General features: G+C 32.7%; 14 protein-coding genes. 7 read left to right on the forward strand and 7 right to left on the reverse strand.

The features are described from left to right. The first annotated feature begins 7 nt into the window (after window positions 1-7). Entirely contained in the window at window positions 8-6,130 is a 6,123-nt protein-coding gene (locus ACKGJY_RS04165; protein WP_413972594.1) for an alpha-2-macroglobulin family protein, read from the forward strand. On the opposite strand, the gene ACKGJY_RS04170 is transcribed toward ACKGJY_RS04165, so the two are convergent. From ACKGJY_RS04170 to ACKGJY_RS04180, 3 genes are all read right to left on the reverse strand, one after another. After that, a complete protein-coding gene (locus tag ACKGJY_RS04170) occupies window positions 6,127-6,858 on the reverse strand; it encodes a LytR/AlgR family response regulator transcription factor (protein WP_413972595.1) in 732 nt (243 codons plus the stop codon). The genes ACKGJY_RS04165 and ACKGJY_RS04170 overlap by 4 nt on opposite strands. Beyond that, window positions 6,855-7,913 carry a sensor histidine kinase gene (locus ACKGJY_RS04175; RefSeq protein ID WP_413972596.1) on the reverse strand — a complete coding sequence of 353 codons (1,059 nt, stop codon included), beginning with the start codon at window positions 7,911-7,913 and terminating at the stop codon, window positions 6,855-6,857. The genes ACKGJY_RS04170 and ACKGJY_RS04175 overlap by 4 nt, the downstream gene beginning before the upstream one ends. A 102-nt stretch (window positions 7,914-8,015) precedes the next feature. Further along, the gene (locus ACKGJY_RS04180; protein WP_413972597.1) at window positions 8,016-9,245 is read right to left on the reverse strand and encodes a serine hydrolase domain-containing protein; all 1,230 of its coding nucleotides are present in this window, start codon (window positions 9,243-9,245) and stop codon (window positions 8,016-8,018) included. Window positions 9,246-9,904: 659 nt separating this feature from the next. Here ACKGJY_RS04180 and ACKGJY_RS04185 point away from each other — a divergent pair. Continuing rightward, a complete protein-coding gene (locus ACKGJY_RS04185; protein ID WP_413972598.1) occupies window positions 9,905-10,423 on the forward strand; it encodes a hypothetical protein in 519 nt (172 codons plus the stop codon). Next, a complete protein-coding gene (locus tag ACKGJY_RS04190) occupies window positions 10,420-11,838 on the forward strand; it encodes a M64 family metallopeptidase (protein WP_413972599.1) in 1,419 nt (472 codons plus the stop codon). Before ACKGJY_RS04185 ends, ACKGJY_RS04190 begins: the two co-directional genes overlap by 4 nt. Window positions 11,839-11,843: 5 nt before the next feature. Here ACKGJY_RS04190 and ACKGJY_RS04195 read toward each other — a convergent pair whose 3' ends face one another. Together ACKGJY_RS04195 and ACKGJY_RS04200 are read right to left on the reverse strand one after the other, a co-directional pair. Next, entirely contained in the window at window positions 11,844-12,569 is a 726-nt protein-coding gene (locus tag ACKGJY_RS04195; RefSeq protein WP_413972600.1) for an SDR family oxidoreductase, read from the reverse strand. Window positions 12,570-12,644: 75 nt separating this feature from the next. Then, a complete protein-coding gene (locus ACKGJY_RS04200) occupies window positions 12,645-13,169 on the reverse strand; it encodes a DUF4136 domain-containing protein (RefSeq protein WP_413972601.1) in 525 nt (174 codons plus the stop codon). A gap of 64 nt (window positions 13,170-13,233) precedes the next feature. On the opposite strand from ACKGJY_RS04200, the gene ACKGJY_RS04205 reads away from it, so the two are divergent. Beyond that, on the forward strand, window positions 13,234-14,340 hold the full coding sequence (locus tag ACKGJY_RS04205; protein WP_413972602.1) for an alpha/beta hydrolase family protein: 1,107 nt from the start codon (window positions 13,234-13,236) through the stop codon (window positions 14,338-14,340). Window positions 14,341-15,004: 664 nt separating this feature from the next. On the opposite strand, the gene obgE is transcribed toward ACKGJY_RS04205, so the two are convergent. Together obgE and ACKGJY_RS04215 are read right to left on the reverse strand one after the other, a co-directional pair. After that, window positions 15,005-16,003, reverse strand: a complete 999-nt coding sequence (gene obgE / locus ACKGJY_RS04210) for a GTPase ObgE (RefSeq protein WP_413972603.1) — start codon at window positions 16,001-16,003, stop codon at window positions 15,005-15,007. 77 nt (window positions 16,004-16,080) lie between these two features. Further along, window positions 16,081-17,190 (reverse strand): adenylate kinase, encoded by a 1,110-nt coding sequence (locus ACKGJY_RS04215; RefSeq protein WP_413972604.1) that lies wholly within the window; start codon window positions 17,188-17,190, stop codon window positions 16,081-16,083. A 135-nt stretch (window positions 17,191-17,325) separates the two neighbouring features. Between ACKGJY_RS04215 and ACKGJY_RS04220 the strand changes: the two genes are divergently transcribed. The 3 genes from ACKGJY_RS04220 (at window position 17,326) to ACKGJY_RS04230 (ending at window position 21,242) form a co-directional block, all read left to right on the forward strand. Then, a complete protein-coding gene (locus tag ACKGJY_RS04220) occupies window positions 17,326-18,483 on the forward strand; it encodes a 5-(carboxyamino)imidazole ribonucleotide synthase (protein WP_413972605.1) in 1,158 nt (385 codons plus the stop codon). A gap of 65 nt (window positions 18,484-18,548) precedes the next feature. Continuing rightward, complete coding sequence (purE, locus tag ACKGJY_RS04225; RefSeq protein WP_413972606.1) at window positions 18,549-19,031, forward strand: 5-(carboxyamino)imidazole ribonucleotide mutase; 483 nt, start codon at window positions 18,549-18,551, stop codon at window positions 19,029-19,031. Between the two features lie 174 nt (window positions 19,032-19,205). Continuing rightward, window positions 19,206-21,242, forward strand: coding sequence for a M3 family metallopeptidase (locus tag ACKGJY_RS04230; protein ID WP_413972607.1), 2,037 nt, complete (start codon window positions 19,206-19,208; stop codon window positions 21,240-21,242). Window positions 21,243-21,270 lie beyond the last annotated feature (28 nt).

Consider the following 21,270-nt stretch of genomic DNA (forward strand, 5'->3'; position numbering starts at 1 on the left):
CATTGAAATGAATTTAGCGTTAGCAAAAAAAACGATTTTATTATTTATGATTCTCCTATTTTCTAATCTTACCGAAGCTCAAAACAATAGTTATGAGAGTTCTTGGAAAGCAGTGGATGATTTTGAAAAAAAGGGATTACCCAAATCTGCTTTAGAAGTTGTAGAACGTATTGCGCTAAACGCTAAAAAAGATAACAATAGTGCGCAAATAATAAAAACCATGTTATTTAAAAGTAAATACGCCTTGGTTTTGGAAGAAGATGCGCAACTTAAGATTATAACTAATTTTAAAACTGAAATTGCTAAAAGCGAATTCCCTTCTAAAAATATACTCGAAAGTATTTTAGCAAACTTGTACTGGCAATATTTTCAGCAGAATAGATACAAGTTTTACAATCGTACTAAAACATCTAAAAAAATAGACGTAGCAGATTTTAGAACCTGGGATTTACAAACGCTGTTTGATGAAGTACATTTACACTTTCAGAATTCTTTAGAAAGTGGCTTATTACTTCAAATGGAACCACTTGAAAACTATAATGCACTATTAAATGAACAAAAAAATTCTAAATTAATTAGACCTACACTTTTTGATTTTTTAGCGCATAATGCATTAGATTTTTATAAAACTAGCGAAACAAATATTACCAAGCCTACTTATAAGTTTGAAATTGATACCCCTAAATATTTAGGGGATGCTGAACCGTTTTCAATTTTAAATATTGAATCGAAGGACACGACATCACTTCAATTAAATACTTTAGAAATTTATAAAAACCTAATACGATTTCATTTAAAAGATGAAAACCCTTTTGCATTAGCAAATGTAAATATTGAACGCTTAAAATTTGTACACAAACATGCTACCTTTGATGATAAGGATGATGTATTATTAACAGCTTTAAAATCTGAAAGTGATAGATTAAAAGGACATGAAGTTTCTGGATTGTATGATTTTGAAATTGCACAGACGTATTATAATCAAAGTTTAAAATATATTCCTAAAAAGAATGAAACACCACAATGGAAAGCTAAAGATGCAGCAGATATTTGTAATGCTGTAATTACTAAATACCCAAAAAGTATTGCTGCTGAAAAATGTAAAATTCTACAATCACAAATCAAACAACCTGCTTTACGTTTAAGAATAGAGGCGTTTTTACCAGTTAAAAAAGAAGCACTTATTTTAGTAAATTACAAAAACTTTAATGCCTTAAATTTTAATGTCTACGCCATATCTGAGCGCCAATACAAGGCATTTAACAAAACATATCGTCAAGATGAGCAGTGGACTTTTATTAAGACATTAAAAGCGATTAAAACTTGGGAGAGTGCATTAAAAAATGAAGGCGATTATCAACAACATGCTACAGAATTAGTGTTACCAAAATTAGATAATGGCAGATATTTGATAGTAGCTTCAAAAGCTAAAAATCCTGAAACTAATTTTGCTTTTGCTCATGTACAGGTTACAAATATGGCGGTGGTAGAAACTGAAACACCAAGTGCCACTAAATTTCAAATTATAGATAGAAATAATGGTGCTGCTATTACTAATGCTAATATTGAAGTATCTTATTTTCCAGAACGTATCCGAAAAAGGGAAACTAAAACATACACTACAAATGCTTTAGGTGAAGTGGTAATTAAAAAAGATATTTTATGGTATAGAGATGTACAATTAAAAGTAGAACACCATAATGAAGTTGCCTATTTTGGAGAATCTTATATTAATAGACTCTATAAGGATAGAGTTCAAAAAACAACATATAACGGTTTTTTATTTACTGATAGAAGTATTTATAGGCCTGGTCAAACTTTATATTTTAAAGGTATTGCCATAAAAACTGATGAAGGGAAATCTGAAGTTTTACAACAACAAAACATAAATGTTTCTTTACATAACGTTAATGGAGAAAAACTTAAAACATTGCAAGGTGTTACCAATGCATTTGGTTCAATTTCAGGGGAATTTATTTTACCAAGCGGTGGATTAAATGGTCAATTTTTCATCCAAATGAAATCGGAAGACCCTAACAAAACATTAGTTGAAACACAGTATTTTTCTGTAGAAGAATATAAACGCCCCAAGTTTGAAGCTAAATTTAACCCAGTAAAAGAAACGTTTAAAATTAACGATTCTGTTACCATAACAGGCAATGCTTTAGCGTATGCTGGCAGTACTATTACCGATGCCAAAGTTGAGTACCGTGTTCTTCGTAAGGTAGAATACCCGCGGTGGTATTCTTGGTACCGTTCTTACACAAAAAGCGCTCCTCAAGAAATTACTTATGGCGAAACTACAACTGACGCTTCTGGAAATTTTAAAATTACCTTTAAAGCCTTACCAGATGAAGCTACAGATAAAACCAATCTTCCAGTGTTTAAATATGAAGTTACTGCTGATGTTACCGATATAAATGGTGAAACCAGAAGTACTTCTACACTTATAAGCGTTGGATATCACGCACTACTGGCACATTTAAATATTGCAGATCGATTAGATAAAACCAACAAAGACCATGTTTTAACTATTGATACGAAAAACTTAAATGGGGAATTTACGCCAGCAAAAGGCACTATTAAAATACATAAATTAGTGGCACCCAAAGCAACGTTAAGACCTCGCCCTTGGGCAGCTCCAGATTATCAAGCATTGTCTAAAACTGATTTTAAAAATCGGTTTCCGTTTGAAGCGTATACACAAGAATATGATGCGATACATTGGAAAAAAGGCACTTTAGTTTTTGAAACCTCTTTTAATACAGAAATATCAAAACTAATACCACTTGGAAAGCTAAAAAAATGGGCTTCTGGAACGTATGTTATCACTTTAGAGAGTAAAGATAAATTTGGGCAATTGGTAAAAGACGAAGTGAGAACAACACTTTATAGTGATAACGACGACACCTTAGCAGACCAACAGTTATTCAGCATTACAACTGATAAACCAACGTATGCTATTGGTGATGTTGCTCAAATTACTATTGGTTCTACAGCAAAAAATATTGCAGTCACCATTGCTATTGAAAAAGACAAAAAGAGCATCAAAAAGGAGATTATTACACTAAACAATAACAAAAGAGTAATTAGTGTTCCTGTTACTGAAAAAGATTTGGGCGGTTTTGCAGTACGTTACAGTTTTGCGGCCTTTAATAGTTTTCAAAATGGTACTGAAATTATAGCTGTTCCGTATACAAAAACAGAGTTAGAGATTGAAACACTAACCTTTAGAGATAAGTTACAACCAGGAACAGACGAAACTTGGCAATTTAAAATTAAAGGCCCAAAAGGTGAAAAAGTAAGTGCTGAACTATTGGCAAGTATGTATGATGCATCTTTAGATCAGTTTAAACCTCATCAATGGCATTTTAATCCTATATACAATCCTAGTTATAATATTAGTAGTCAAACAACTGCGAATTTAAGTTTTGGAACTAACGCTTTTACAGTATATCACGATAGATTTAGAGCAAATTATAAACACCAAAATTATGACCGGTTTAATTGGTTTGGGCTTTATTTTGGGAATAAATATAACGTTAGATCTACTGAATATTATAGTATTTCCAAATTAAGTAGTCGAGTAGCTGGAGTTGAGCAAATAGTTGATGATGTTGATGTAAGAGAAGAAGAATCTTTAGAACCTGCATACAGAAAAAAAACTGAAGGCTTTAACAAAGACAAAAAGCTAAACGCATCACCTTTATCAAATTCTGAAAATGTAGCAATAGAAAAACCAAACTTCAACAACATCAAAATCCGTAAAAATCTTCAAGAAACCGCCTTTTTCTTTCCACAATTAAAAACAGATACCGAAGGCAACATTAGTTTCAGTTTTACCACACCAGAGGCCTTAACCCAATGGAAATTACAATTAGTATCACATACTAAAACTTTAGAAAGTGCCACAAAAACGTTAACTACAGTAACGCAAAAAGAATTGATGGTGACACCAAACGCACCACGATTTTTACGTGAAGGTGATGCCATTACAATAAGTACAAAAATTTCAAACCTTACCGACAAAGCACTTTCTGGACAAGCACAATTAATTTTAACAGATGCCATTTCAGGAAAAGATATTTCCGCAAAGTTGCTCAGTTCTCCCTCTTCGGGAGAGTTAGAGGAGGCTTCTTCTTTTACTGTTGCAGCTTCTGGCAACACCCAAGTATCATGGAATTTAACCATTCCTGAAGATGTACAGGCTGTTCAATATAAAATTGTCGCAAAAGCTGGAGATTTTAGTGATGGTGAGCAAAATGCACTTCCCGTACTTTCAAACAGAATGTTAGTGACTGAAACCTTACCTATGTGGGTAAAAAGTAACCAGACCAGAAGCTTTACTTTAGATAAACTAAAAACCAACACCTCAACGACGCTAAAACAGCACAAGTTGACTTTAGAGATGACCTCAAACCCTGCATGGTATGCAGTACAAGCACTACCCTACTTAATGGAATACCCGTATGAGTGTAATGAGCAAACATTTTCAAGGTATTATGCCAATGCTTTAGCGCGCCATATTGCGAATTCAAACCCTAGAATTCAAGAGGTATTTAGGCAATGGCGAGGTACCGATGCATTGCTTTCTAACTTAGAAAAAAACAAAGCACTTAAATCAATTTTAATACAAGAAACACCTTGGCTGAGAGATGCTCAAAGTGAAACGGAACAGAAAAAACGTATCTCCTTACTTTTCGATTTGAATAAAATGAATAGCGAGTTGCAGTCTGCCATAAATAAATTACGAAGTAATCAAGTGCCATCTGGCGCGTGGTCTTGGTTTAATGGCGGGCGCGAAAACCGATATATCACACAGCATATTATTGCTGGTTTTGGACACTTAAAACAGTTAAATGTCATTAAGAGCGATAGTGAAGAATCTCAAATGATTTCAAAAGCCATCAATTATTTAGATGCTGAATTCATCAAAACTTACAACGACATTAGGAAATACAATGCCAAAGTAGATTTAAATAAAGATCATTTAAGTCATATACAATTGCATTATCTATACATGCGAAGCTTTTTTCCTGAGATTTCAACCTCAAAAAAAGTAGAGGAAATTATGGCATATTACCAATCTCAAATCCAGAAGTATTGGTTAAAACGTTCGTTGTATGCCAAAGGAATGATGGCACTAATTTCATACAGAAATAATGATAATGGTACAACCGCTAAAATCCTGAATTCGTTACAGGAAACAAGTATTACTACTGAAGAATTGGGCATGTATTGGAAAGCTAATACGAATTCGTGGTATTGGTACCAGGCACCTATTGAGACTCAAGCGCTCTTGATTGAAGCTTTTAGTGAGGCAGGTAATGTCATTCAGAAAGAAGCGAATAATCTTGAAACTATTGACAATCTAAAAATTTGGTTACTTAAAAACAAACAAACCAATAAATGGAAAACTACCAAAGCAACTACCGAGGCGGTTTATGCGCTTTTATTGCAAGGTAGCGATTGGCTATCGGTTACTGATATGGTTGATGTGAGTATAGGCGGACAGCAAATTACGCCTTCAAAACTAGAAGATGTAAAAGTAGAAGCTGGTACTGGGTATTATAAAACTTCGTGGTCATCATCTGAAATTACACCAGAAATGGGAGAAGTCAATATTACTAAAAAAGGGAAAGGTATTGCTTGGGGCAGCTTGTATTGGCAATACTTTGAAGATTTAGATAAAATTACCTCAGCAGAAACACCTTTAAGTTTGAAGAAAAACATCTTTTTAAAAACTAATACAGCTCATGGTGAAGAAATTTCAGAAATTACTAACAAAACACATTTAAAAGTTGGTGATTTACTTAGGGTTCGCATAGAATTACGTAGCGATAGAAACATGGAATTCTTGCACATGAAAGATATGCGCGCCTCTGGTTTAGAACCCGTTAATATAATCAGCAACTACAAATGGCAAGATGGTTTAGGTTATTATGAAAGCACTAAAGATGCGGCTACCAACTTCTTTTTTGATTATCTACCTAAAGGTGTTTATGTTTTTGAATACGATTTACGTGTAAATAATGCTGGAAATATGAGTAATGGTATTACAACGATACAAAGTATGTATGCGCCAGAGTTTAGTAGTCATAGTGAGGGTAATAGAATTCTGGTAGACTAAAAACTTAACTGCTCTTTAAAAATATAGGATTGCCTTCTGGAGATTTCAATTTCTTCTCCAGAATTCATTTCTATTTTAAACTTTCCATTAAACCATGATACTACTTTTTTTACATGATTGATATTAATAATTTGCTGTCTATTTGCTCTAAAAAACACATCTTTTGGTAATTTTTCTTCTATTTGTGCAAGAGATTTATAAATTAAAGGTTTATTATTTTCAAAAAACACGCGAGTATAATTTCCAACTATTTCAAACATAGAAATATCTTGTATTTTTACTAGCCAACATTTCTCACCATCTTTAATAAAAATTTGTTTATCTAAACCCAAAGTATTTTCATTTTCAACTTTAGATAACTCATTACCTCTAGTATTTTCAATTACCTTTTTAATACTTTGAGAGAATCGTTTTAGATTTATGGGTTTTAATAAATAATCAAATGCATTGTATTCAAAAGATTTAATAGCGTATTCATCAAATGCTGTAGTAAATATAACTATTGGTACTTCATCTAACATTTCTAAAAGCTCAAAGCCATCTTTCTCAGGCATATTAATATCTAAAAATAATAGATCAGGTTTTGTTTCTATAATTAGTGTATAACCATCATCTACATTAGCTGCTTCGCCTACTAATTCTATTTCTTTATGCACTTTTATAAGTTCTTTTAACTCATTACGAGCTAAACGCGAATCTTCAACTATAATGGACTTTAATAGTATCATTGCAATGGAATTTTTATAGTGGCTACTACCGCGTTATCCTGTGCTTCTAAATTAAATGTTGAAGTTTCACCATAAAGCAAATTAAGACGTCTTTTAATATTTTGAACACCTAACTGCGTTCCATTTTTATTTTGACTTAGGTGGCCTGAATTAGAGACTATTATTTGTAATTGATTATCTTTTACATGAGTGCTAAGACAAACCGTACCACCTTCCTTTATATTTGAAATACCATGTTTTATGGCATTTTCTACCAACATCTGAATAATCATTGGTGGAATTTTAATATTTAAACACACATCGTCAATCTTCTTTATAAAAGTAAGTCTATCTTCAAATTGAATTTTAGAGATCGCTACATAGTTTTCAATCATTTCTAATTCATCTTCTAAAGCTATAGAATTAGAATCGCTTTTGGTTAATGAATAGCGAAGAGTTTCAGATAAACTAGTGAGCATAACTCTTGCCTTATCAACATCCTCTAAAATTAGGCCTCGAATATTATTTAAGCTATTAAACATGAAATGTGGATTGATTTGACCTTTAAGCGTATTTAATTGAGACTCTTTTAAATTATTTTCTAATTGTATTTGTTTTAAGTTAACTGTTTTTAATTGATGATAAATTTTTATTGTTAAAAACACAAAGAACCATACAAAAAACAAAGTCATAAAATAAAACATATTATATATTTTACCCTTAAATGTAACCGTAGTGTTTGTGCCTTTAATTTGTAAGCCTGCGATATCTAAAATTGGCCATATTATTAAAGTATATAATAATTGAACTCCAACAAATACTAAGACAAGCTTCCATATATTTTGCTTTAAATTTGAAATATGAAGTTTGTAATCAATAAATAATGATATAATATAACTACAAAAAAAAGCAAATACACCGCATAGAACACTTTCGGCCCAGAAATATAATTTTAACGAATATTCTAAATCGTCAGACCTTATGAAAATTTTTGGTATTGCTAGCGTAGTTGTAAATAAAATAACCCAACCAACGACGCCAAATACGATGTAATATTTATTTAATGATAATTTCATGTATAACTTTTACAACACAAATATGTATGATGTTTAATAGTTGCTAAATATACGTAAATACTAATCCTAATTTTTTTGCCACCAACTATTAATAATGATTTCTTATTTTTTTAGAGCATCCCAAATATTCCACATAGTTTCAATAGAGTTTTCTTTTTTAGAATCTGTATTTGTAATAAAGATTCTTCCTTTTGCCTCTTCTGTATTAAAAAACATCATTGTATTTGTTCCTGGATCTCCACCGGTATGTCCAATAACGTTATAAGCTAATTCTTTATCTATAAATAGTCCTACATTAAAGTTTTCTTTACCTCCTAAACTATTATTGTCTAGTTGAGATTTAAAAAACTCATTGTAACTATTAGCATTTAAAATACTCCCATTTGCAGAATAACCTTTGATTAATTCTATTAGAAATTTACTTAAGTCTGTACTTGATGTTATAAGTCCCCCATCAGGATAAGATAGAATTTGGTAATACGGTAATTCGTAATCATCGTAATATAATTTTGAATAATTAGCACTATCAGCTTCATCAAAAAACCAAGTGGTTGAAGTCATTCGTAAAGGATTGAATATATGCTTTTTAGTGAATTCGAAAAATGGTGTATTGGTTGCATACTCAATTACTAAGGCACATAACGCTGCACCTATATTACTATACTCTCTAAGCACTCCAGGTTTTCTTTTTGCAAATGTAGATACATTATAAAATGCGTCATCTTTTTTTAAAACTTTTCTTAGATACTCAGCTAACGTCATCCAGTTTTTTGACGGATTTTGATAATATAGTTCGTACCGTTTTAGACTATCACTAATAGGAATATCATCTTTATTTACATAACATGTTTGCATATAAATATCAGTATCTACTATAGAACTGGTATGAGTAGCTAATTGCCTAACAGTTATTAATTCATTTGGATAGTTGGGATTTACGACCTTAAATGGCAAATATGTATTTATAGGATCATCTAAATTAATAACGTTTAGCTCCACTGCTTTTAAAAGTGCAGCAGCTATAAATACTTTGGAAATCGATGCAATATTAATTACTGTATTTTCAGTATACTTTTTCTGTTTTGATACATCAGCGTATCCAAAACCTTTATTGTATAATATTCCTGTAGTATCAACTATAGATACTGCAAACCCATTAAAAACATTTTTATTATAAAAACGTTCTATCTCACTAGTAATGCTATCTAATGATACGTTCGAAGTTGTAGTTATTCTCGTTTTATCTTGTTTTACAAGCTCCTTACAAGAGCTTATTATTAACAATATTACCAAAATTGCTGTTTTGTGACTTACATTTTTTATTGCGCTCATAATAGTTTAATTTATTAGATGTATTAGTATATCTACTATGTTAACAAGAATATTAATTAAAACTTTGACTAAATTTACCATAACTATATTCGTTTTTTGATTGATGATTGATGCCGTAAATGTATTTTATATACACACTACATAAAGCTAGAATATGATGAATGGTAAAATCTTTTACTTAAACGGTATAAAGGGTAATTGATTCATTAATCTAAATAATACCTTAACTACAAAATAACAATTAGAACTTAAATTTAAATCTCTATATTTTCAAAGTACAGCAGTGATAAATAAGATTATGAACTCAAAAGTTTTTATGTTGTATACATCCATTTGAATTATCTAGTGAGGCTAGCGCATACTTTGGCGTATTAATTAACTCTAAAACACTTATGTTAGTTGGTATGATAGAATTGTTACTAGTTCAATTATATTTCTAAATAAGTTTAGAACCCTTTTAGCAATCGTCTTAATTAGTGTTTCTGTAAATGCAATATCGTTTCATCTTAATTTATATTCTTCAAATATTTCTATGCGAAATAGTTACAAGAGTAAAAATTCAATATTACTCAGATAGTCAATATAAAGAGGTTTATATAGTCTCATTTTTTATTTCTTATCTTTACACATGTATTAATGTATTTTAACCCCTAAAAGACATGAATTACAAACACCCTAAAATCAATATTTTTTATAACCTACTAGTAATGGCCTTAATTTTCTTGATATCATATTCTTGTGGCTCAAATAAAGCTGTATCAACCTCTAAAGACACTTCTAAAGTTGAGCAGACACCTAAAATTGTGTTTTTAAACTACGCTATCAAAAAAAACAATACAGGCTCTAATACCATCCAATTTATAAGCTCTAAAAAAGTAAACGGAAAATTAAAAAATCAAAAGAAAATTTTAGTTGATAAAGGTGATCCTGGAGATTTATTATGTTTACAACTAGATGCGACTTCAGCTACAATATCTCAACTATTAATTAAAAACCCACTACTAAAAACTGTAGAGTATGTAGATGAAACAAAAAACTTTAAAGTAGTAAATATGGCTCTTGACAGTACTGAGTTTTTCGTTAGATTACAATTGTATCCTGAAACCAAATTTATTGCTATAAACAATAGCTTAGGTTCTAAAAAACCGCTAATACTAACTAAAGTAAGTGAATTATGAAACAGTACTTTAGATGTTTAATATGGCTCATTTTTAGTCAAATTAGTACTGCACAAGTTTTTGATGTTGAAACTATAAAACTAGCTGGAGCTGAAGATAAACGTATAAACCTTGTGATACTTGGTGATGGGTATCAAGCTAGTGAATTGGATCAATTTGTTACAGATGCTACCAGTTTTAGCACCGAATTATTTAGTCAATCTCCATTTTTAGAATACAGCGATTATTTTAATGTATATGCCATAAAAGTACCTTCAAACGAAAGTGGAGCAGACCATCCCGCAACAGGCACAGATGTTACTGAACCTCTTACACCTATTAAAAATGTAGATACTTATTTTAATACTACTTTTGATGGTTTTGGTTTTCATAGACTATTATTTTATGGTATAGATTGGCCAGATTCAAACGCAGCTCGGGTAAAGATTATTTCTGTTTTATCTGATAATTTTCCAGCTTACGACCAAGCTTTAATTTTAGTAAATTCAACGGTTTATGGAGGCAGTGGTGGTCAATTCCCATTATCATCTATGGCAACAAGTGCCAATGAAATTGCTATACACGAATTAGGACACTCTCTTTTTAATTTATTAGATGAATACTACCCGGGAGACGGACGATTACGAGAAGATATTAATGCTACTAAAACATCTGACCCAAATACAATTAAATGGAAAAACTGGCTTAGTGATGATGGCATAAACATCTACCCTTACGGTACTTCAGGTGAAGCAGCTACATGGAATAGACCTCATCAAAATTGTAAAATGCGCTATTTGGGTCGCCCTTTTTGTGCTGTTTGTAAAGAAGGTATGATAGAAAAAATTCACGATTTAGTATCGCCAATAGACAACTATACGCCAAACAATGATGCACCTGTAGAAAACCCAACGTATCCGTTAGATTTTCAATTATCGTTACTAAAACCCAATCCCAATACCTTAAAAAGTACTTGGACTTTAAACGGGACTATTATTAATACTGATGTTGACGTAGTTTCTCTTAGTGAGACAGATTTAATTGATGGTACAAATACGCTAACAAGTATTATTACAGACGATAGTCCAATGCTTAGAGTTGTTAACCATGATACTATTCATGTAAATACGGTGACTTGGACTATTAATTTTGATGCATTAAGTATTAAAGACCTCAACGCGCAATCAAACACCTATAACATTTCGTTGTACCCAAACCCTACACAAACTACGCTAAATTTTAAGTTTGAAAGTAATACCACAACCAATTTACAAGTAAGAATTACAAGCGTAGACGGAAAACAATTAAAGTCACTAAACATTTCTAACTTAGAAGCTACTGAAGTTGATATCAGTACTTTTAGTTCGGGAATTTATATTGCCAATTTCTATACTAGTAATACTTTTTTAACAAGTAGAAAAATAATTAAAAACTAAACCCATTATTTTGAAGGCGGTGTTGTTGGGCGTACCTCAATTTTACTAGGTAATGTTCTTGGATGCATTTCTAAAAGATCCACCACCAGTTTACCAATATCTTCAATCTGTATTTTCCAAGCGTCTTTTTCAGCAGGTTCATTACCATTAAAATACGTTGAAACAGATCCGGGCATTATAGTACTTACTTTTACACCATGCTGTCTTAAATCTAGCATCACCGCTTGGGTAAATCCCGTAACACCAAATTTACTAGCGTTATACGCTGCACCACCAGCAAAAAAATTAGTACCAGCCAAACTAGAAATCGATATAAAATACCCTTTAGATTTTTTAAGTGCTGCTACACCTGCCTTTATAGAGTAAAATACACCAGTTAAATTAGTATCAATCACAGCATTCCAGTCCTCTATTGCTAAGTTTTCGATAGACCCAAACTTACCTAAACCTGCGTTAGCAATAATTATATCTAATTGCCCATAAGTGTCTATTACCGTTTTTACAGCTTTTTCTTGGCTTTCAAAATCTCTAACATCTGCAACTATACCAATAGCTTTGGCTTGTGTATTGGTATTAGAATTTAAGTTATCTGCTGCTGCAGTGGCAGCCGCCTTACTCCTACTCGTTACCGCTACATGTACACCTTTTTCTAGTAAAGATTGTGCGACACCGTAACCAATACCTTTGGAGCCTCCCGTAATTAATGCGACTTTATTTTCTATTGCTTCCATAGTTTTACAATTTTAGTAAAACTACAAAACACAAAAGAGAAACTAGTATTAAAACTGTTAGTTTAATTATAAAATTTATGGGTTAAGTGTTGGATACTTTTTAAACACTTTTTCTACAATAGCAACAAAACGTTCCTCTCGTTTTAAAGGCTTAGCATTTGGGTTAAAACCCGCCTCACTCTTAGCTTGCCAAAACAACTGCTTGTTACTAGCATCAACGAAATCAAAAATAATTTCTCTAGTCATTTTTGCTTGTCCAATAGGTAAACCTATAGAAATACCGCCACCAACACCTACACCACCTCCGCCAACGCCAACGCCAACAGTTTCGCGTTGTGCATTGCGAAAATCAGTACTTTTAATATCTATTAAAAAATCTGCATTTTCTGAAATTAAAAAACCGTTAGCTTTTAATTTAGCATCCATCGCATCCAATAATCGTTTTGTATCCAATTCGCTCAAGCCTGTTTCCATATCACCAAAATATTGATAGGTTTTATATTTTGAAAAGTCTACTGCCTTATCGTAATCGTAGTTAACGTAAATTGGGGCGCATGACATAAATGAAAATAATAATAGTATTACTAGAAATCGCTGCATAGTATTTATTTTTTGAATAAATTTAATCAAAAATTATGCCTTTACGCATAGATTAAATAACACAATGAATAAACTAGCATATTACTACGTTATATTTTTTTGTTTTTATCACAATATAAGTTTAGCGCAAACTACTCGATATCAAGAACCTAAAGCACCTTTTAGATACAGTATGGAGACTGTAAGTTTTATAAATAGTGATGCCGATAGCATTAAATTATCAGGCACGCTCACCCTACCAAAACATGTTAAAAATCCTCCTGTAGCTATATTAATAAGTGGTTCTGGCCCTCAAAATCGTAATGCTTACCTTAAACCGTTTCATCATAAACCATTTTTGGTAATATCAGATTATTTAACCAATCATGGTATTGCGGTATTACGATATGATGATAGAGGTGTTGCTAAATCTGAAGGTAATTTTAAAACCGCAACCTCGTTTGATTTTGCAAGTGATGTAACTGCCGCTATTAACTTCTTAAAACAGAGACAGGATATTAATACCAGCAAAATAGGATTAATTGGCCATAGTGAAGGCGGATTAATTGCTCCTATAGTTGCAGCAACAAATACTGATGTAGCTTTTATAGTAATGTTAGCAGGAACAGGTGTAGACGGTGGTAAAGTTTTACAAACACAATCTCGAAAAATGATGGCATTACGTGGTACTCCAGACATAATGTTGGATGAGAACGAAAAACTAACTACTATTATTTATGATGTTATTAAAAACCATAAACATACAGACACTATAAAAACTAAAATAAAAAATGGTTTAAATGATTTTAAGGCGCATCACCCAATGTCGGTAGTATCGCCAGCTATTACGCCTGTTTTAATAGAACAGCAATTTAAAATATTAGAATCTAAATGGCTATTAGCCTTTATAAGAACTGACCCGAAAGATTATTTAGAAAAAACCAAATGCCCCATTTTAGTATTGAATGGCAGCAAAGATGTGCAAGTATTACCTGAAGTTAATTTACCTGAGATTGAAAAAGCTTTAATGGTTTCTGGAAATACAGACGTTACTATCAAAACGTTGGAGGGTTTAAATCATTTGTTCCAAACCTGTACTACTGGTGCAATTAGTGAGTATAAAACTATTGAAGAAACGTTTTCTGAAGATGTATTAAAGCAAATTGTAGATTGGATGAAATTGCGGTTTTAATGAAGGTATAGTTGAGATGACTATGATTTTGCAGATACTTGACTTTGTAAATATTTTCGACTACCTTCGTTTAACTTCGGATATAAGTCATTACAACGGACGTATATCCGATAACACGTTAGCATTAATGGTTCAGAAGAAAATTTTTCAACCCATTAAGAACGCTTAAAATTCAGCTTAGAAAGTATAGATTCTATTCACAAATGGACATTGCACAACGCAACTGTTGCGCAAATGGACTTTTTAGCTTGTTCGTGTTAATGGATTTGCGTGCTACGTGCCTTCCGATCTGCGCAATCGTCGCGTAATCGAAATGGAATCTGTTCCTAATCGTTATGTAATCTGCGTAAAGAGCCTGTGCTTACTCAGATGCTTCACCAAAAATGCTAACAATGCCTATAATTAATTGCTAAGGATTTTCCACAGGAAAATCTCCGCAAATTAATTAATTTAGGTGTCTGGCGAGAAATCCTACAGATTTCAAACCGCAACTAATCATAGCCGAGACCGTTAAACGAACCTCTCAAAAACAACAGAAATTTTATAAAATAGTACTGAATTTAGCAAAAAAGCCCGCGTTAGGGATTGAACGGCATGTTTGAAATCCCCGACGTAGGAGGGATTGAGTAGTGAAAGCCCGACCCGACCTTAGGAGGGTAACGCCCTAACTATTCAACATACCCCAAAGCTTGTCTTTAAGCTGTGTGATACCTTGCTGTGCAACGGAAGAAATAAACAAATACGGAATAGGTAATTCGCCATCGAGTTCCGCATTTAGTTCTGCCTTTAACTCTTCATCTAGCATATCACTTTTTGAAATGGCGACTAAACGCTCTTTATCCAACATTTCTGGATTGTAACGACGGAGCTCGTCTAATAAAATATCGTATTGCTTTTTAATATCATCGGCATCTGCTGGAATTAGAAATAGCAAAATAGAGTTACGTTCTATATGGCGTAAAAAGTAATGCCCTAAGCCTTTACCTTCGGCTGCACCCTCTATAATACCTGGAATATCTGCCATTACAAAGGTTTGAAAATCGCGATATTCTACTATGCCTAAATTGGGTTTTAGTGTGGTAAATTCATAATCTGCAATTTTAGGTTTCGCAGATGTAATTACTGAAAGTAATGTGGATTTTCCTGCATTTGGGAAACCTACCAAACCAACATCTGCCAGTACTTTAAGCTCCATAGTAATGTACTTTTCTTCTATGGGTAAACCTGGTTGAGCGTAACGTGGGGTTTGATTGGTTGACGATTTAAAATGCCAATTCCCTAAACCACCTTTACCGCCTTCTGCTACAATTTTTTCTTCGCCCTCTTTTGTAATTTCAAAAAGAATAGTATTGGTTTCTGTGTCTCGCACTACGGTGCCTAAAGGTACATCCAGATAAAAATCTTCACCATCGGCTCCTGTGCTTCTACTTTTACTACCGTTACCACCATGGCCTGCACGTATGTGTTTTTTAAATTTTAAGTGCAACAGTGTCCAAAGGTTAGAATTACCACGAATAATTACATGGCCACCACGGCCACCATCACCACCATCTGGTCCGCCTTTAGTAATATATTTTTCGCGATGTAGGTGTGCAGAACCTTGACCGCCTTTACCAGAGGAAACATACATTTTTACGTAATCAACGAAGTTGCCTTCTGTCATTGTTTTTGTGTATTTGTTGTTGTAGCACTACAAAATTGGGTGGTGTTTACATAGCTCTAAACACCTATAAGTTGCAATTAAAGGGCATCAATTACTTTACTTAAACGCTCAGTAATATCAGCAATACTGCCAACACCATCTACACCAAAGTATTTATCTTGTGCTGTGTAATAGTCTTTTAAAATAGCTGTTTCGCTGTAATATACTTTAATACGGTTTCTAATTACGGCTTCATCAGCATCATCTGCTCGCCCACTAGTTTTGCCTCTTTCTAGCAAACGCTGTACCAAAATTTCATCGTCTACCTCAAGAGCTATCATAGCATTTATTTGAGAATCTTTTTCATCCATTAATTGATCTAAAGCATCGGCTTGCGCATTTGTTCTTGGAAAACCATCAAAAATAAAACCATTAGCATCGGCGTTTTTTTCTACCTCAGCATTAAGCATATCAATAGTAACTTGGTCTGGTACTAAAGCTCCTTTATCTATATAAGATTTGGCTAGCATGCCTAAAGCAGTTTCATTTTTAATATTGTATCTAAAAACATCTCCTGTAGAAATATGTACAAGGTTATACTTTTCCTTTAAAAAATTGGCTTGCGTGCCTTTTCCTGCTCCTGGAGGGCCAAATAGTACTAAATTGGTCATGTGTTGCGTTTCTTTTAGTTGATATACTTCTGGTAAATCTCTTCCTAAATTATCATAGTCTAAGCCATAGCCTACAATAAATTTATTGGGAATTTCTATACCTATATAATGTAATTTAAAGTCTTTTTTGTAGGCTTCTGGTTTGTAAAAAAGCGTGGCTATTTTTAAGGTTTTAACCTTTTCATTTTTAAAAATGCGATGTACTTCTGCTAAGGTTTGTCCTGTATCAATTATATCTTCTAAAATTACTACAGTTCTTCCGGTTAAATCTTGAGTTAAACCTATCAGTCTTTGAATATCTTCACTAGATTTTACTCCTTCGTATGATGCTAATTTAATAAAGGTAACCTCACAAGGTTTTGGGTATTTTTTTACAAAATCGCTTGTTAACATAAACGATCCATTTAAAATCCCCACAAATACAGGTATTTCATCGCCTAAATCATTAGCTATTTTAGAAACCATACTATCAAGTGCTGCCTCAATCTCTTGAGCCGAAATAAATGGTTTAAAATATTTGTCGTGAAGTTTTATCACTTTAATTTAGTTTGAAAAACGCAAAGATAGTCAATAGATTAAGTATTACCCATTTTTTTGATTCAGGTTTAGAATCAAATTATATATTTAAATGTATTTTTGTGCATCTTTAACTTGTATTTATAAAAGTTAGTAATGAATTATTTTTCTTCAGATTTTAAATTAGGCATTATAGGTGGTGGGCAATTAGGCAAAATGCTTTTGTATAACACGCGAAAGTTTGATATATATACTTGCGTATTGGGTGCCAACAAAGAAGCCGTATGTAAAACGGCATGTAATGAATTTTCCATGGGCAATTTGATGGATTATGATATAGTGTACAACTTTGGTAAAAACGTTGATGTTTTAACGATTGAAATAGAAAATGTAAATGTTGATGCGCTAGAGGCTCTTGAAGAAAAAGGTATAAAGGTATATCCATCTTCTGACACTTTGCGTACCATTCAAAACAAAGCGACTCAAAAATTATTTTATATTGATAATGCATTACCTACAGCACCTTTTACAAGGTTTGCCTACCTATCGGAAATTGAAGATGCACTTGCAAATGGCGTATTAACATTACCATTTGTTTGGAAAGCAGCACAATTTGGATACGATGGCAATGGTGTTAAAGTAGTACGACAATTATCAGATTTAGACAATTTACCAAAAGGCGAATGTATTGCAGAAACACTTGTGCCTTTTAAAAATGAATTGGCTGTAATTGTGGCACGAAACCCCTCAGGTACTATTAAAACATTTCCTGTGGTGGAAATGGAATTTCACCCAGAGGCAAACCAAGTAGAATATGTTATTTGTCCTGCTAGAATTTCAGAGGAGATAGCGAAAAAAGCACGAGAAGTAGCTCTAAATGTTTCAAAAGCCTTTAATCATGTTGGTTTATTAGCTGTGGAAATGTTTCAAACAGAAGACGATACTATTTTAATAAATGAAGTAGCACCAAGACCTCATAATTCTGGACACCAAACTATTGAAGCAAGTTATACCTCGCAATTTGAACAACATTTACGCGCCATTTTAGACTTACCTTTAGGAAGAACGGATAGCAAAGTAGGTGGTGTTATGGTAAATTTAGTTGGTGCAGAAGGACATACAGGTAATGTTGTTTACCAAAACATAGAAAATATTATGACTATGGATGGTGTTACACCACATATTTATGGTAAAAAGCAAACTCGCCCATTTCGAAAAATGGGACATGTAACGATAGTAAACGAAGATTTAAATGAAGCAAGACGCGTTGCAGAAAATGTAAAAAAGTCAATAAAAGTAATTAGTTTATCATAGTACAATAAACACATACCAAACGCCATTAGTATGATTTGGATTTTGGAATATTAAATTTAGAATTTATGAGTAAAGTAGGTGTAATTATGGGTAGTAAAAGCGATTTACCTGTAATGCAAGATGCCATAGACATCTTAAAAGATTTTGACATAGAGGTAGAGGTTGATATTGTATCAGCACATCGTACACCCGAAAAGTTATTTGATTATAGCAAACACGCACACACAAAAGGGTTTACTGTTATTATTGCTGGCGCTGGTGGTGCTGCGCATTTACCAGGAATGGTGGCGTCTTTATCACCCTTACCTGTTATTGGTGTTCCTGTAAAAAGTAGAAATTCTATTGATGGTTGGGATTCTGTACTTTCTATTTTACAAATGCCAGGAGGTGTACCTGTAGCAACTGTTGCCTTAAATGGCGCTAAAAATGCTGGTATTTTAGCAGCACAAATCATAGGATCTCATGATACATCGGTTTTAGATAAAGTATTGGCCTACAAAGAAGGACTTAAAACAAAAGTAAACGAGTCTGCTAAAGATTTAAACTAGAGCCTTAAAATAGAGAAACCCCGACAAAAGTCGAGGTTTCATTAGCTATTAACAATAATTCTTAAGAGTTAAAGATAACTCCTCTGAAAAATTCTGTGCAAAAGTATGAATTAATTAGTCTTAATTTACTATGCATGCATAACAAATTGAAAATTTAACACTTTTTTACATATAATGATTGATTATTCATCGATAAACGGTTTTAACACACCTTACAATACTGCTCCTTTTTCTAAAATTAATAATGAAGATTATTTACCAGCATTTAAAAATGCGATAGCCGATGCTAAAGCAGAAATTGATGCTATTGTAAACAATACTAATGCACCAACATTTGAGAATACAATTGAAGCCTTAGAGTTTTCGGGAGAAAAACTTGATAGAATTTCAAGTATATTTTTTAATTTGAATTCTGCTGAAACTAATGAGACTATTCAAAAAATAGCACAAGAAGTGTCTCCAATGCTTTCTGAATTTAGCAATGATATAACACTTAACGACGATTTATTTAAACGTGTAAAAGCAGTTTACAATTTAAAGGACAAGCTAGATTTAACAACGGAGCAACAAACACTTCTTGGTAAAAAGTACAAAGGCTTTTCAAGAAACGGGGCTAATCTTCCTGAAGATAAAAAAGAACAACTTAGAGCTATTGATAAAAAAATAAGTAAATTAAAATTAAAATTTGGTGAAAACGTACTAGCAGAAACCAACAAATTTGAAATGCTTATTACAAATGAAGCAGATTTATCAGGATTACCAGATGGTACCAAAGAAGCTGCAAAACAATTGGCCGAAAGCAAAGACAAAGAAGGCTGGTTATTTACCTTAGATTACCCGAGCTACATCCCTTTTGTAACTTATGCCGATAACCGAGAATTACGTAAAAAACTATCTCTCGCTGCTGGAGCAAAAGCGTTTAAAGGTGATACCCTTGACAATCAAAAAAACGTTTTAGAAATCGCAAAATTACGTTACGAGCGCGCAAAACTATTAGGCTATAAAACACATGCACATTTTGTATTGGAAGAACGTATGGCCGAAACACCAGAAAACGTAATTAAATTTTTAAATGAATTATTAGAAAAAGCAAAACCTGCTGCACATAGAGAATTTACAGCGCTTGAAAATTTTGCTAAAGATTTAGATGGTATCGATACCCTTGAAAAATGGGATGGTGCCTATTATTCTGAAAAACTAAAACAAAAACTATTTAATTTAGATGATGAGTTATTAAAACCCTACTTTAAATTAGAAAACGTTATTAACGGTGCATTCAAAATTGCCAAGAAATTATTTGATTTACACTTTGAAGAAATTGATACGATTGATACCTACCATGAAGATGTATTAACGTATAAAGTCACAAATTCTAAAGGCGACTTTATTTCTATTTTTTATGCTGATTTTTTCCCAAGAGCCGGAAAACGTAACGGCGCGTGGATGACGGTGTATAAATCACAGTACATAAAAAATAACGAAAACAGTAGACCACACATATCCAACGTTTGCAATTTTACCAAACCCACAAAAACGAAACCTTCTTTATTAACATTTAATGAAGTAACCACGTTATTTCATGAATTTGGACATGCACTTCATGGTATTTTAGCTAACACTACCTACCCTAGCTTATCGGGCACAAATGTATATTGGGATTTTGTAGAATTACCAAGTCAAGTTATGGAAAATTGGTGTTACGAAAAAGAAGCTTTAGCATTGTTTGCGAAACATTATGAAACTGGTGAGCTTATCCCAATGGATTTAGTAGAGAAAATTAAAGCATCTGCCACCTTTCACGAAGGTATGCAAACCTTACGCCAAATAAGTTTTGGTTTGCTGGATATGAGTTGGCACGGACAAGACCCTACTGAAATTTTTGATGTAAAACAACATGAAAATAATGCTTTTAAAGGCACAAAACTCTATCCTGATGTTGTTGAAAATTGTATGAGTACTGCATTTTCGCATATTTTTCAAGGTGGGTATTCCTCGGGATATTACAGTTATAAATGGGCAGAGGTTTTAGATGCTGATGCTTTTGAATATTTTAAAACTAAAGGTGTTTTTAATAAAACTGTAGCTACAAAATTTAAAGATCATGTATTAAGCAAAGGTGGTACAGAAAACCCAATGACGCTATATAAGCGTTTTAGAGGGCAAGAGCCAAAACCTGAGGCGTTGTTGAGACGTGCAGGTTTGTTAAAATAAGTTTATAAGTTTAATCGTTAAGGTGTTT

Source organism: Hyunsoonleella sp. 2307UL5-6 (assembly GCF_047345485.1).
Classification (GTDB): domain Bacteria; phylum Bacteroidota; class Bacteroidia; order Flavobacteriales; family Flavobacteriaceae; genus Jejuia.

What these genes read in the sequence shown, in the direction of transcription:
- ACKGJY_RS04200 (WP_413972601.1), bottom strand. Translation starts at nt 13,169, where the DNA reads ATGCAGCGATTTCTAGTAATACTATTATTATTTTCATTTATGTCATGC.
- ACKGJY_RS04220 (WP_413972605.1), top strand. Translation starts at nt 17,326, where the DNA reads ATGAATTATTTTTCTTCAGATTTTAAATTAGGCATTATAGGTGGTGGG.
- ACKGJY_RS04165 (WP_413972594.1), top strand. Translation starts at nt 8, where the DNA reads ATGAATTTAGCGTTAGCAAAAAAAACGATTTTATTATTTATGATTCTC.
- ACKGJY_RS04190 (WP_413972599.1), top strand. Translation starts at nt 10,420, where the DNA reads ATGAAACAGTACTTTAGATGTTTAATATGGCTCATTTTTAGTCAAATT.
- ACKGJY_RS04205 (WP_413972602.1), top strand. Translation starts at nt 13,234, where the DNA reads ATGAATAAACTAGCATATTACTACGTTATATTTTTTTGTTTTTATCAC.
- ACKGJY_RS04175 (WP_413972596.1), bottom strand. Translation starts at nt 7,913, where the DNA reads ATGAAATTATCATTAAATAAATATTACATCGTATTTGGCGTCGTTGGT.
- ACKGJY_RS04230 (WP_413972607.1), top strand. Translation starts at nt 19,206, where the DNA reads ATGATTGATTATTCATCGATAAACGGTTTTAACACACCTTACAATACT.
- purE (WP_413972606.1), top strand. Translation starts at nt 18,549, where the DNA reads ATGAGTAAAGTAGGTGTAATTATGGGTAGTAAAAGCGATTTACCTGTA.
- ACKGJY_RS04195 (WP_413972600.1), bottom strand. Translation starts at nt 12,569, where the DNA reads ATGGAAGCAATAGAAAATAAAGTCGCATTAATTACGGGAGGCTCCAAA.
- obgE (WP_413972603.1), bottom strand. Translation starts at nt 16,003, where the DNA reads ATGACAGAAGGCAACTTCGTTGATTACGTAAAAATGTATGTTTCCTCT.
- ACKGJY_RS04170 (WP_413972595.1), bottom strand. Translation starts at nt 6,858, where the DNA reads ATGATACTATTAAAGTCCATTATAGTTGAAGATTCGCGTTTAGCTCGT.
- ACKGJY_RS04180 (WP_413972597.1), bottom strand. Translation starts at nt 9,245, where the DNA reads ATGAGCGCAATAAAAAATGTAAGTCACAAAACAGCAATTTTGGTAATA.
- ACKGJY_RS04185 (WP_413972598.1), top strand. Translation starts at nt 9,905, where the DNA reads ATGAATTACAAACACCCTAAAATCAATATTTTTTATAACCTACTAGTA.